14 protein-coding genes and 2 riboswitches are annotated in these 12,916 nt (G+C 43.5%); of the genes, 4 read left to right on the top strand and 10 right to left on the bottom strand.

Annotated elements, in window-relative coordinates:
• Nucleotides 1-19: 19 nt before the first annotated feature.
• Nucleotides 20-119: riboswitch (purine riboswitch) on the bottom strand.
• A gap of 191 nt (nucleotides 120-310) precedes the next feature.
• The 8 genes from thiM to DC094_RS12210 all read right to left on the bottom strand — a co-directional run bounded on the left by thiM (nucleotide 311) and on the right by DC094_RS12210 (nucleotide 7,441).
• Entirely contained in the window at nucleotides 311-1,171 is an 861-nt protein-coding gene (gene thiM, locus DC094_RS12245; RefSeq protein ID WP_116687396.1) for a hydroxyethylthiazole kinase, read from the bottom strand.
• Nucleotides 1,172-1,183: 12 nt separating this feature from the next.
• Nucleotides 1,184-1,849 (bottom strand): thiaminase II, encoded by a 666-nt coding sequence (gene tenA, locus DC094_RS12240; RefSeq protein WP_116687395.1) that lies wholly within the window; start codon nucleotides 1,847-1,849, stop codon nucleotides 1,184-1,186.
• A gap of 26 nt (nucleotides 1,850-1,875) precedes the next feature.
• Nucleotides 1,876-2,805 (bottom strand): ABC transporter substrate-binding protein, encoded by a 930-nt coding sequence (locus DC094_RS12235; RefSeq protein WP_116687394.1) that lies wholly within the window; start codon nucleotides 2,803-2,805, stop codon nucleotides 1,876-1,878.
• A gap of 63 nt (nucleotides 2,806-2,868) precedes the next feature.
• Nucleotides 2,869-3,627, bottom strand: a complete 759-nt coding sequence (locus DC094_RS12230) for an ABC transporter permease (protein WP_116687393.1) — start codon at nucleotides 3,625-3,627, stop codon at nucleotides 2,869-2,871.
• Nucleotides 3,628-3,662: 35 nt separating this feature from the next.
• Nucleotides 3,663-4,430 (bottom strand): ATP-binding cassette domain-containing protein, encoded by a 768-nt coding sequence (locus tag DC094_RS12225; RefSeq protein ID WP_206605641.1) that lies wholly within the window; start codon nucleotides 4,428-4,430, stop codon nucleotides 3,663-3,665.
• Nucleotides 4,431-4,433: 3 nt separating this feature from the next.
• Nucleotides 4,434-5,351: a bifunctional hydroxymethylpyrimidine kinase/phosphomethylpyrimidine kinase gene (gene thiD / locus DC094_RS12220; RefSeq protein ID WP_116687392.1), complete on the bottom strand. Its 918-nt coding sequence runs from the start codon at nucleotides 5,349-5,351 to the stop codon at nucleotides 4,434-4,436.
• A 116-nt stretch (nucleotides 5,352-5,467) separates the two neighbouring features.
• A riboswitch (TPP riboswitch) is annotated at nucleotides 5,468-5,572 on the bottom strand.
• Nucleotides 5,573-5,717: 145 nt separating this feature from the next.
• Complete coding sequence (locus DC094_RS12215) at nucleotides 5,718-6,989, bottom strand: Y-family DNA polymerase (RefSeq protein ID WP_116687391.1); 1,272 nt, start codon at nucleotides 6,987-6,989, stop codon at nucleotides 5,718-5,720.
• A gap of 20 nt (nucleotides 6,990-7,009) precedes the next feature.
• The gene (locus DC094_RS12210; RefSeq protein ID WP_116687390.1) at nucleotides 7,010-7,441 is read right to left on the bottom strand and encodes a LexA family protein; all 432 of its coding nucleotides are present in this window, start codon (nucleotides 7,439-7,441) and stop codon (nucleotides 7,010-7,012) included.
• Between the two features lie 263 nt (nucleotides 7,442-7,704).
• On the opposite strand from DC094_RS12210, the gene DC094_RS12205 reads away from it, so the two are divergent.
• Together DC094_RS12205 and DC094_RS12200 are read left to right on the top strand one after the other, a co-directional pair.
• On the top strand, nucleotides 7,705-8,100 hold the full coding sequence (locus DC094_RS12205; protein ID WP_116687389.1) for a hypothetical protein: 396 nt from the start codon (nucleotides 7,705-7,707) through the stop codon (nucleotides 8,098-8,100).
• 641 nt (nucleotides 8,101-8,741) lie between these two features.
• The gene (locus DC094_RS12200; RefSeq protein WP_116687388.1) at nucleotides 8,742-9,170 is read left to right on the top strand and encodes a hypothetical protein; all 429 of its coding nucleotides are present in this window, start codon (nucleotides 8,742-8,744) and stop codon (nucleotides 9,168-9,170) included.
• 113 nt (nucleotides 9,171-9,283) lie between these two features.
• On the opposite strand, the gene DC094_RS12195 is transcribed toward DC094_RS12200, so the two are convergent.
• Nucleotides 9,284-10,381, bottom strand: a complete 1,098-nt coding sequence (locus DC094_RS12195; protein ID WP_116687387.1) for a DNA-binding protein — start codon at nucleotides 10,379-10,381, stop codon at nucleotides 9,284-9,286.
• A 137-nt stretch (nucleotides 10,382-10,518) separates the two neighbouring features.
• Here DC094_RS12195 and DC094_RS12190 point away from each other — a divergent pair, with 137 nt between their 5' ends.
• Nucleotides 10,519-11,931, top strand: a complete 1,413-nt coding sequence (locus DC094_RS12190; RefSeq protein ID WP_116687386.1) for a tyrosine-type recombinase/integrase — start codon at nucleotides 10,519-10,521, stop codon at nucleotides 11,929-11,931.
• A 238-nt stretch (nucleotides 11,932-12,169) separates the two neighbouring features.
• Nucleotides 12,170-12,292, top strand: coding sequence for a hypothetical protein (locus DC094_RS22715; RefSeq protein ID WP_255420893.1), 123 nt, complete (start codon nucleotides 12,170-12,172; stop codon nucleotides 12,290-12,292).
• 33 nt (nucleotides 12,293-12,325) lie between these two features.
• Here DC094_RS22715 and DC094_RS12185 read toward each other — a convergent pair whose 3' ends face one another.
• On the bottom strand, nucleotides 12,326-12,736 hold the full coding sequence (locus tag DC094_RS12185) for a hypothetical protein (protein WP_145959853.1): 411 nt from the start codon (nucleotides 12,734-12,736) through the stop codon (nucleotides 12,326-12,328).
• Between the last annotated feature and the right edge of the window lie 180 nt (nucleotides 12,737-12,916).

Raw genomic sequence — 12,916 nt, 5'->3', positions numbered from 1 at the left:
CATGTGTCGATAGCGCGCAAGCAACGGTTACATAGTTCATAATCAAGCGTTTACGGTGCTTGGTAGAAACTCCCAAACCATATTTTTGGGATTATATGAAGCAATCTAATATAAGGCATCTAATAGTCAATACCGATCCTAACAGCCAAACAAACGACTGGCAAACTCACAAAAGTGAGGTTAATTTGGGGGGTGTAGTTTAAATATTTTTAATTCTTATTTTTCTGAATTTTTATCTTTAATTTCCGGTTTTTTATGTTTGGTGGCAGACAAGAACAGAGCTGATTTGTGCTCTGTTCTTGTTATTGATTTATAGAATGTTTTTGGCTATCAAATTTTGCTCTATTGTTTTGCTGTTTAATGAATACAGCTGATCCAGTAATTCCATTTGCAAGCTACCTGGTCCTTTGGCATTTTTTGCTGCCAATTGTCCGGCGATCCCCATTACCGCTGCTGCACAAAGTCCGGGCTGTTGGCTGGTTGCAGCGAAAGCGCCGGTTAATGCCGATAAACTACAACCTATGCCGGTGACTTTTGGCATTAATGGGTCACCATTATTTAGCTGATATTGTCGGTTGTTTTTGCCAATAACGAAATCAGTTTCACCTGAGATAACTACTTCAGCATTGAAATAGTTCGCCAATGCTTGGCCATATTGCAGGGCACTGTGGCTGGAGTCTGTGGCATCGACCCCTTTTGAAATGCCTTTTACCGAAGCTGCTGCATTCGCTGGTGTTAATTCAGCGGTATTGGCCAGTGCGATAATTTCTGAAGCATTACCTCGAATAATCAGTCGATTACCACGAGCGGCAATCGTGGCAATTTCTAGTGCTGACTGGTTACGAAAATTGCTGGCACCAACTCCGACCGGGTCGAGTACGATAGGTTTATCGGCGCTCACGGCAAATTGCGCGGCAGTCTTCATTCGATCAACCCAAGTTTCATCCAATGTACCTATGTTAATTACCAGCGAGCCACAAATACGCACCATTTCAGCTAGTTCGCAACGGCTGTGCGCCATAATCGGTGATGCGCCAATCGCTAGTAGTGCATTGGCGCTGTTATTCATCACGACATAGTTGGTTAAATTTAAAACCAAAGGCGCCTGCTGCCGCAGTTGGAGTAAATTATCGGCAATTTGTTGTGCCAGCGATTTATTGGTTGTAGTCATCATTACTCCAAATTATTGTTGGTTGAGCCCTTGCTGCCAAAATGCTATTTCCATTCGAGTTGCGGTTTTAAAGGCATCTGCCAGTTGGTTGAATCTCTGACTATCAATAGAAACTTCGCTGATTAATTGATCGAGAAAATCAGCTTGCTGCTGGGCCACCTTTTGATAATCTTCGCCAGCGTAGATATCGATCCAGCTCTGATAAGGATTATTAATGGTTTGAATTTTGGATAGATTTTGGCCGATGTGAGCATAGCCAATCGCACATGGTACGAGTGCGGCGTATAGATCTGCCAGTTCGCCTTGCATGCCTTTATCTAGTACATAGCGGGTGTAGGCTACGGTGGCGACATCTTCGTCTAGTGCTTCTAGGTCTGCTTCGTTCAAGCCCCAATCTTTACAGTAATCAATATGTAAGCTGATTTCTTCCAGCACAAGAGATGTTACACCCGGTAGGCTTTTACGCATTAAATCCAGCGTTGGCGATTTGTAAACTGCTAGCGCATAGGCACGGGCGTAATGTTTTAAAAACAGATAATCCTGCTGTAAGTAATGTTTAAAGCAAGCCATCGATAAACTGCCGTCGGCCAGTTTTTTTACAAAATCATGTTCGATATATTGTTGCCAATCTGTTTTGCAATATTCGATTAAATCCTGGTATGTCGCTTTGCGTGTCATGCTTATATTTCCTTTTACGACAATAATTACGGGATTAAATACAATAATTTAGCATTTAATGGCGCTTTAATTACGCCCTTTTTCTGCATGAAATCAGCAAAGGTTTGATAGCGCTGTGGATCAATAGCACTAGGGCGCAATGCAAAGCGCGGCAGGGTATCGATCCAAGCGCGGCGGTTCAGCTCACTATCTAAAGTATCTGGTTTATAAGCTTTAAATTCTTGCCAGGCTTGTTGCGGATGATTGACGATATATTGGCTGGCTAATTCCAGTGCCCGATTGAATTTAGCTAGCATGGCTAAGTCAGCTGTTTTGCTATTGGCGACAAATATTAGTTCATCGTATGGTGGTACGCCGTGCTCTTCGAGGAAAAACGCTTTGGCTTTAGCACCTTCTATATCAAGCTGATTTAATTCAAAATTTCGATAACCACCAAAGATAGCATCGACTTTTCCTGACATTAACGATGCCGATAACGCCCATCCCACATTAACCAGTTTTACATCATCAAAGCTAATACCTGCGGTTTCTAACATGGTACCTAGGGTGGCTTTTTCGTATCCACCCAGCGAAGTGCCGATGGTTTTTCCCTTAAGGCTAGCGAGGGAGTCTAGTCCTTTGCCTTGCAGTACCGTTAGGGTATTTAATGGCGTAGCAATTAGAGTTGCGCTACGCACTAGCGGCAAGCCTTCGGCAACATCCATGGTTAATTGAGGCTGATAAGTTACTGCAATATCGACCTTTCCTGCTGCGACCAGTTTGGGCGGCAAGCTAGGGTCTGCGGGCTCTTGAATCGTGACGTTTAAACCTTGGTCGGCAAATAAATTGCGTTGTTGCGCGATAATAATCGGGCCATGATCGGGGTTAACAAACCAGTCCAACATTAAACTGACATCTTGTTTGGCAAAGGCGCTGGTGTTTATCATTAGTAGTGCCAGCAGTAGTATTTTTTTCATTATAACTATTCCTAAGGTTTTGCTTTTTATTAAAATTGGCAGGTTAGAAAAAACAGGCGGCCATTAATTTTCTGGCTGCCAGGGAATCATTTTTTTGAGTAGATAATCGCTGAGGTAATACAAGCTAACGGCCATGCTGGCTAGCACCAGTAATGCAGCAAACAGTTCGGTTATTTGCATTCGGGCATTGGCTTGTATCATTAAATAACCGAGGCCCTCGCTGGAGCCAACCCACTCACCCACTACCGCCCCAATGGGCGCAATTACCACTGCGATACGAATGCCAGAAGCTAGAGAAGGCAAGGCTGCCGGTAGGCGAATATGTAGCAATTGTTTTAATTGACTGGCTTGCATGGTTTGGGCGAGGTCGAGAAAACCCTGGGGAGTTTGGCGCAAGCCGTCATAGCAGCAGGTAGCGATTGGGAAAAAGATGATAATTGCCGACATCACTACCTTGGAGGCAATGCCGTAGCCCAGCCACAACATTAATAAAGGTGCGATAGCAAATACCGGCACCGCTTGAGAGGCAATTAATAAAGGCAATAACCAGCGACGTAGCGAGCTAAATAAATGCAGTTGCAATGCTAATAACCCACCACTAAAAATCCCCAGCATTAAGCCTAAAATAATTTCAGTTAAGGTCACCCAACCATGGTTTAGAAATAACTGTGGTTTTTGCCAGAGCAGCTGAATTACCTTCACCGGTTGTGGCAGTAAATAACCTGGAACTTCAAAATAGATCACTGCGCCTTGCCAGAAGGCACCTAGCATCAATAGGCTGGTAAGGCCTCGTATCAACATGGAATCAAATAATTTATCCATGCCATACCTCTGATTTTTCGTGCTGATCTGTAAGGTCAGGTGTTGCCCGATTTTGCGTTAGCAAATGCAAAAGTTGTTGTTGGCTGATGGCTAACTCGGCATTTAGTGGCCTCGGGGGGGAGGGTTGTTGGAAGCGATAAAGATTCAATGTTGCCGTTTTTCATCAGCAATAATTGATCGGCTAACCGTAATGCTTCTTGTGGATCATGGGTGATTAATAAAACGGTACGGTCTTTTAATAATTCAGCGCTAATGTTTTGTAGCTGGAAGCGAGTAGGGGCATCTAGCGCAGAAAATGGTTCATCCATTAACACCACTGAAGCCGGTCGTATCAAGGTTCTTGCAAGGGCTGCTCGTTGACGCATGCCGCCAGATAGTTGTGCTGGAAATTTCTCCAAATGATCAATTAAACCGACTTGTTCTAATATTTGTTTGGCTTTTTTTAGTAACTGTTTTTTGTCAGATGATTTCCCGGATAGTTTCTGATGTAAACAGACATTGTCTAACAAGTTCAGCCAGGGCAGTAATAAATCTTGTTGGGCCATATAGCTAAGCCGGCCAGCCAAGGGTTGTTGGTCACTGGTGAGTAGCTGGCCAGAGTATTGGCAATTTTTGGGTAATAAACCGGCAATCCAACGTAATAGACTGGTTTTGCCACAGCCGCTAGCACCGAGTAAACAGCTCCATTTTGCCGCAGGAAAAGTAATATTTAGGTTTTCAAATACAGCGGGTTGCTCTGGATTGAACTTCAATCCAAGTCCTACCAGTTGCAGCCCAACGGCTGGCGTAATTTCGCTGAGCATGGCCTATAAATCCAGTTGTTTTATTGCGACTGAAGAAAGATCCAATGGAAGTTGTTTTTGGTTATGCTGCTGATAAAAATGATGAACTGGGCCATGTCCTTGGCCAATGTGTAATTGATCGGCATGAGCTAAAGCACCGGTTAGCCAGGCTTTAGCTGAGTGAACGGCTTGTTGTAGGAGTTGCCCCTGAGCGATGAATGATGCAATTGCAGCAGATAGCGAACAGCCCGTGCCATGGGTATTTTCGGTTTCAATTCTAGGGCTTGATAACTGAATGATTTTTTGATTGATAATTAACAAATCATTACTGGTGCTATCTGATTGTAGATGGCCGCCTTTTAATAGAATAGCTTGGGCGTCGAGCTGACGTAGTTGATTGATTAAGTTCAACATTTGTTGTTGGTTTTGTGGCACAGCTTGGTCGGTGAGCGCTGCGGCTTCGGGTAAATTTGGCGTAATAATACTCGCCAGAGGAACCAGTCGTTGTTTTAAGTTATGAATTGCCGATTGTTCGAGCAATAAATCGCCGCTGGTTGCGACCATTACTGGATCGAGCACTATTGGGATTGTGGGGTACTGCTCTAAAAAACTGGCAATAGTCTGAATGATTTTCGCTTCAGCCAACATGCCAATTTTTATTGCCTGAATATTTAAATCATCGAAGACCGCGGTGAGTTGTTGCTGAATGAAATCAGCAGAGATAGGAAGTATTCCCTTAACCGCTAAGGTATTTTGTGCCGTTAGTGCAGTAATTACCGAGCAGGCATAGCTGCCAGTTGCAGAGATCGCTTTGATATCAGCCTGAATACCTGCACCGCCGCCGCTATCTGAACCGGCAATTGTCAAGATGATCGGCGTTTTATGTTCGGTTTTTTTTGATTGGTCGGGTGTCGGGTGTCGCGAGGTGGTTGGCTGAATCATGGAACTTCCTTTGCTTTATTGGCTAATAAGGCAAAGGGACTGGCGAGGTATTTGAAATGGAGCGACGCTTGTAGAGGCTGGTACGCTAGACCCTGTAAGCTATTTGAGCATATTCAAATAGATCTCTGCTAGTTCCCTACGCCAGTATTAACCGGATCAGGTTCTACGGGTCTCAGCATCTTTTTGCTGATCTCAGCCTTACGGCCCCCCGACTAACTTCAGCGCTATGCTATTTCGTGGAGTCAAAAGCTGTCAATGGAAGTTTTCAACAAAGGATTGAAGGTCGTTGACCGTTATTCACCGGAGAGCAATTTCGTGAGTTTCATTTTTAGTTACGACTACTTAGATAGTTGAGTTTTTAAGTGATTAGTTGGCATTAGCTTTGGGTAGTTGTTGCCAGTTGGTTGTATAAGCTGGCGAACAGAAGTCTCGTTTCATCGCCCATTTAGGCTGCAAACTTTCTGCTGCTAATTTTAAGCTGCCGCGGCCAAAGCGCTGGTTAATTTCATCAAGGGTTTTCATCAATTGCTGGCTGTTGTGCATTCGATAGTCTGCCGAGGTTTCTAATAATTGCAGTTGGTTTTTACTTGCCGGGTCTATATCAGACAACCAGACGCTGGCTTTTTGATATTGATAGCCAGGTGCAAACAACTCATGAATTAATGCTTGTGCGTGTTCGGATAAAATCCGGCTGTCATTAATTGGTTTATTTAAACGAATAGATTTGGCTGCAGTGTAAGGTTTATCGCAGTTTTTCCCAGTAGTTAAATGCACCCCTATCTCGCCACAGCAGCTGTTTTGTTGTCGCAATTTTTCTGCAGCGCGACAGGTATATTGGGTGATCGCTTGTTGTAAATCAGCCAGCTCCGTTAATCGTTTGCAAAAAGAGCGAGAACTGATGATTTGTTTGCGTGATTCAATCTGTGGCTCCATCTCTAGACAGGCTTGCCCTTGTAATTCCCGCACTGTTTTTTCTAAAGTGACAGAGAATTTTTTCCGAATCCATAAATGATCGGCGTTCGCCAGGTCAGCAACGGATTCAAAGCCATAGCCTTGCAGTTTTTCTCGTAATCGATGACCAATCCCCCACACCTCGCCAATCGGTAATTGCGGCAGCCAAAGGTTCCTTTGATGTTGTGTAAGTAAACTGGCACAGCCACTTTGACTGTGGCGTTTGGCGATATGATTTGCCAGTTTGGCTAGCGTTTTGCTAGAACCGAAGCCAACGCCCACCGGCATTTTTAATTGCTTAATTAATTGCTGACGTATTTGTCGGCTTAATGAGTAAGGGTCGGCTGGTGGCTGGTTAAAATAAAGGAAGCTTTCATCGATGCTGTAACACTCGATGGCATCACCCCAGCTGAGTAAAATTTGCTGTACTCGTTGAGAAATATCACCGTATAAAGTGTAGTTAGATGAAAAAACAGCCACTTTTTTCTGGCGAAGGTCGTTTTTTATTTGGAAGTATGGGCTGCCCATTGAAATGGAAAGCAATTTAGCTTCTTCGCTGCGCGCAATAATGCAGCCATCATTATTGGAAAGCACCACAATTGGTTTTTTGTCTAGGTCCGGGCGAAATAATCGCTCGCAAGAAGCATAGAAATTATTGCAATCGACTAAAGCGAAGCAGTGAGTCATAAAGGTGTGTTTTGGTGAGCTTATGCGTTTGCTAGCTGGCAGCTAGGACGTAAAGAGTGAATTACTGACGTAACAACACCCCAAATTTGTTCGATCTGTTCTGGATTGCAAGGAATGGCTGGATAACTGTCACAAGTTGACCGAAGTTGCGGCTGTTTTTTGTGATAGCAAAGCTGTTTAACCAACAAACTACCATTAATTTCTGCGATTACGACATCACCTTGCTGGGCGGTGAGCGATCGGTCAACCAACAACAAGTCTTGATCAAAAATACCAACACCTTGCATCGAGTGGCCATCGGCCTGCATAAAAAAACTACTAGAAGGATGCTGAATAAGGTGTTGTGACAAATCCAGAGTGCGCTCTTGGTAGTCTGCAGCAGGGGAGGGAAAACCAGCACTGGCAAAGCCAAGTAGTGGTAATTGTAATGAGCTGGGCAGAGATTGTTGCATAGTATTGGCTCTCTTCTCGGTACTTTTGGCGTTGATTTTTATGATTGCTGGCGATGCTTTTTTGAAAAGACAATCAAACAAATTTAACTGTATGTACGAACAGTATTGCGAAGATTCATAGCCGGCGCAAGTTTTTTGAAATGATTGAAAGTGGTGGTTTAGTCACAACGTTGCGGAAAATCGGCAAGTTATCAACTATGCTGGCTGTAGCTAGTTTGAAACGTGAAATGTGAAACGAAATTGCCCGAAACAGGGAGAGGTTTATGAGCAATCCTAGTGTAAAAGTTAGCAACCAATCGTCTGGTGATATTTATTTAAATGGTGATCCTAATTGGGATGATCAAAAACTACTGGTTAATGGTCAACCAATTGTGCCTAGTGGCGAGAAGGTTAGCAAAGGTGTCGAAGTAGTTGTGAGTGTAGAGTGGGGCGGTAATCGTTCTGCTCATATGATAGGTATGATTATTTCAGATAGTTCTAATTATGACGATGGTGCTGCTTATCAAATGACTTTTGGTGAAGATCCTGAGATGGGCTATATGACGCGCACCGAAACTTATGATTGGGGTGATCCGAGTATTACATATCGTATGAAAGATCGACATCCTTGGGAAATGACTATGGAATTTAAGGACAAAGAAAAAGTAGTTGTTGAATAAGTTAACCAATGATTTCTGTAAAAACGCCAATAATTCATGTTGTTGGCGTTTTTTTTATGGTTTCTTATAGCCAAGCAATCAAGCTGTTTGGCGATGATAATTTTCTGTAACAACTTAACTATTGTCGTAGCTCTTCATTTCATTCAATGTGGTTTTGTAGAAAATAACCAATTTATTCTTAAAAATAGCCCGAACTAAAGGGGGGTGTATTGTTCGAAAAAGAGGGTTGATCCGTATCACTGTCATTCTTGGTTAGCTCTGTGATTATTTGTGGCAGAGTGAAGTTGATTAAATCAGAAGATCTATAAACGTGCTAGCTAGAGGCGCAAGGTAAAATTTAATGGCGATGGTTTTTTGTCAACCTAGTCATTTCGACTTTGATTGGCTTGAAATCTATCTAATTATAGCAATGGTTTGCTTTGCAATAGGTGGTTTGTCACTAGAACCGATGCAAGCTGGCTTGGCTTTGTGCTGGGATCTGTAGTGGCATTGCTGGCCAGTTTGTGTTTTTTGGATTGAAATAATGGCTGGGCTGATGGTGGTTTTTAGCAATTATATGCCAATAATAATCTGAAGTTTGAGCTTGACAGTTTCACTGTGAGTTTTTAGTTTTGTTAAAAACCAATTTAAGGGGACCTGACATGATCGATGGCATGGATGCGTTGCTTTACAATCAGGTAGTCGGTGTTTCAACGGCTTTGGCAATAGCAGCCGATGGCAATGATACTTACGCAACTTGGGGGCAATACCATTTGCTTGATGATATATGCCAGCAAAATCAAGGGACTGATCTTGACCACCCAATGCAGTGGGAGTTGCTGGCTGATTTCACTCCCAATGTTAAGAACGCTATCTTGCTTTATGAAAAGGCGATGGCGCTAGCCGAACAAACCCAGTTATTTGATTACTGTGCTTCCATCAAGCTGGCGTTGGCAGAATGCTACCGTGTTCAGGGTAAGTCTCAATTGGCATTTCGCCATGCACAATTTGCCGATAAGTATGCGAAAGATTTATCTGATTTAGAATTGCGTCAGCAAATTAGTCAGTTATTGCTAGAGCTGGCGGAATAGCGGTAAGACACAGTATAAACTAATGATTATAAATTAAGCCGCTGCAAACATTGTTTGCAGCGGCTTTTCTATGTGTTTTTGTGAATGATTTTCTGTTGCTTGAGCTGTAAAAATTAAGACAGTTTTTCTAATAATTTCTGCAGTTGCTGCTTTTCAGCTTTGATTTCGGCAAGTGACGGTTCGAGTATTTCCAGTCGAGCAAGTGCTGAGCTGAGCTGGTGCTGGCTGCTGACCAATTGTTGTTGGGTGTTTCGTAGCTGCTCAGTTTGCTGCTGTATTTGTTGTTGGGCCGATTGAGCTGCAGTATCAGCGGTACTTTGCTGTTGGTTTAGCTGCTGGTTGGTTTGCTGTAATTGCTGGGATAGTTGCTGTTGTTCAGCTTGTAACTGTTGCTGCTGCGATTGGTGTTGTTGATTGGCATGATCAAATTGTTGCTGTAGTTCTAATAATGATTGCTGGCTTTGGTTGATTTTCTCATGCCATTGTACGGTTCTCGATTCGAAATCTTTCTGCTGTAATTCGTTAGTTTTTTGCTGCTGTTGCAGTGATTTTTCCAGTGATTGTCGTGCTGCTTCTAATTTTTCCAGTTTTTGCTGTTGTTGTTTCTTTTCTTGTCTTGTTTGGTCTAGTTGAGTCAGCAGTCGATCTTCTTGCTGCTGGCCGCGTTGTTTTTCTTCTTCGAATGCTTTTTGAGATTGCTGCAACTGTTGTTGGTAGTCGGCTTGCTGCTGTTGGTTTTGCTGATGCAGCGTTTCTACTTGCAGCTGGGTATTTTCTAAGTGCGTTTTCAGTTGCTGATTTTGCTCAGCTGAAATTTTCAATGACTGTTCAGTGCGAAGTACTGCGTCTCTATGTTGCTGAAGTTGTTCTTCCATTTGTGAGTGCTGGGTTTGTAGTTGGCTAATCTGCTGCTGTTTTTGTAGCTGGGCTAATTCTAGCTCGGCGATTTGTTGGTTTTCTTTATCGCTTGCCATGTCGCAAGCCTTCTCCCAAAGCCGTTGCATTTCCACTGCTAGCTCTTGTGGCAGCGTCGGTGCGACCGGCCCTTGCAAACGATTACCTAAATGTTGCCAATATTCAATCAGATAGCGGCTAACGTCAGTATCTGACCCGCCAGCACTCACTCTGACCGATCTCACGGTAGGCCTTTCCCCAACTTGAAGCAGTGCATCTGCAGCATTGAAAACCTGGATTTTTCGAGTCTGGGACATGGTTGACGCCTCAAAGGAGTTATTTGAATATCTAAAGCACTATTTGCTACAAAATAATAACAAATATTACTTACACTGTATATTATTTCTGATTACAGGTATAATCGGAAATAATATAAGGAAGTGTGAGATTTCGTATGACCAAGCAGCCGCTAGAAGCAATAAGTCACTCAGAGGCCAGCCAAGCAGCGGCGTCACCAACAAGTGATTCGGATATCAGTCCGCCTTCTGCTGTGGGGGCTGCAGCGGATAAATCGCTAGGTGATGCGGCAGCTTGTTTATCTCAAGCAATTGAAAATAAGAAAGATAATTGCGTTGAAAAAGAAAGTGCTCCGGAGGATTTTGACAGGCAAACAGCACTGTCAAGACGAGATGGTTTGGCTGGTAGCGAGTTACAGCAGAATAATCGACTCGCTTCGATAGACATGCCAGCTGTGCGGCCGCGGTTAACTGACGTTGCCAATGACTGGCAGGCGTTGTCGTTATTTTTGGAACGCTTTTCTGATTCGCCATGCACCTTACGAAATTACCGCAAAGAAGCTTATCGGCTATTGCTATGGCTGGAATCTCAGGGCAAGCAATTGGTAGAAATGCGTTATGAAGATGCATTGGCCTATCGAAATTTTCTGGCTAACCCGCAACCAGCTGCAAAATGGTTGGGTTGTCGCCATCGAATGCAAAAAGCCGATGGCTCGATCAATCCGAAATGGAAACCATTTGCTACGCCTTTATCTCAAGCTAGCGTTCGAACGGCGCTGCGCGGATTAAATGCTTGGTTAGTATTCTTAGTGGATGTTGGGTATTTGCCAGGCAATCCGTTGGGGCTTTTGCCAAGAGGCCGCACCAAAGAATCAGCAATTGATCGTCAGTCTCGCCAGCATCGAGTGCTAACAGAAAGTCATTGGCAGGCAATTTACCAAGTGCTAGAACCGAAAAGTGAAGATCGGCCGAAACAACTAAAACAAAAAGCTCGTTGGCGCTGGCTTATTTCATTGTTTTATTTAACCGGACTTCGTGTCTCAGAAGTGATTGGCCATCATATGGGAGATATTCGATTATCTAAGTCGGGGTGGCAGATGCATGTTGTCGGCAAGGGAAATAAACCCGCATGGATTGCGATTAATTCCGATTTACAAAATGCATTGGTGGAGTATCGGGCATTTTTATCATCGATTAGCCCGCAGCTTCGCTTGTCGCCGATGCCTTTCGCCGGTGAAATGACGGCCTTGGCATTGTCATTAGATGGCAATAGACCATTGGATAGCGAACGAGCAGTGGCCGGGGTGATGAAAAAACTATTTCAATTGGCTGCCGACCAATTGCGCCAGCAATCATCAGACCAAGCTTGGCAGGCAGAGCAATTAGCATCGGCAAGTTGCCACTGGCTAAGGCATAGTTTTACGACTGATTTGCTGGATGCTGGTGTGCCATTGCAAGATGCTGCAGTAGCGGCCCGACACAGTGATGTGCGAACCACTATGTTGTATGACCACAGTCAGGATGAGCAGCGACACCAGCAGTTAAATCGATTAAAAATGCCGAATAAATAAGTAGATAATGATTTTCATCGGGGAGACAGTTGATTTGGTGGCGGCCAACGACTAGTTGGGTTTGGCGCTTTTGGAAATGGCAGGTTAGTGAATAGCAAAATATTTATTGTTATGTCACTAACCAGTTATTGAGTAAGGGAAAAGTTGATCTGGGCAATCTGACAAATTGCCATAAATCAATTGACTCAATAGTGATAGAAAGATAATTACCGCAGATATTTTTTGCAGGTAACTGAAGATGTTAATCGTACTAGGAATTGGTGCATTGGTTGCGCTAGGTGCAGTCGCTTATCGCAAATGGCAGAAGCTGAACCAGTTAGTTACTCAACTGACACCAGATGATGGTAGCTGGATCGGCTGATCCAGCTAGCTATTTGCTTGGCGGTTTTGTTTGCTACTCAAGCAGGCTACTGTCAAATGTGACTTCACGCATTTTGCGTGAACTTTCTACTGCAGCTTCAGTGATTTCTGTTGCCCGCTGATTGCTGCCCGCTATGATTTGCTCGGCTTGTTTTTTACTTTTAGCCAGAATCATTCTTGCTTGATCCAGTGTTTCTTTTGCCAATTTTTGGCTTTCTTTCTTGATCAAAGCAGCCTGATGTTGGGAAGTCTTTTCAATTGACACCACTCTTTTTTCAGCTTGTTTAATTAATGACTCTGCATGTTGTTTAGCGTTGTCAATTTGCTGGTATTGCAGCAAATGTGCATTACGAGATTGTGTTTCTTGCAGCTGAAGTTTGGTTTGATTCAGTTGTTGGTTGAGGTTTTGGCGGTTCTTAAATAACAAGACTGCAATGGATGTCACAGCTAAAAACAAGATCCAAGGAATAAAAGACATAAAGCGAAGAGGCAGCAAATTTATATGTGGCCCAAGATTACACTGACTGGTTTTAACGCCAATAGGAATTACGACTAAAGGAGTCAGAATAAGGCGCTTTGGTCGTATTTTAGTCGTAGGTTGTTCGTTTTGTGATCTGACGATCAA

The organism is Pelagibaculum spongiae, assembly GCF_003097315.1.
In the GTDB taxonomy this organism is placed as follows: domain Bacteria; phylum Pseudomonadota; class Gammaproteobacteria; order Enterobacterales; family Pelagibaculaceae; genus Pelagibaculum; species Pelagibaculum spongiae.
This window is presented reverse-complemented; position numbering and strand designations above follow the sequence as displayed.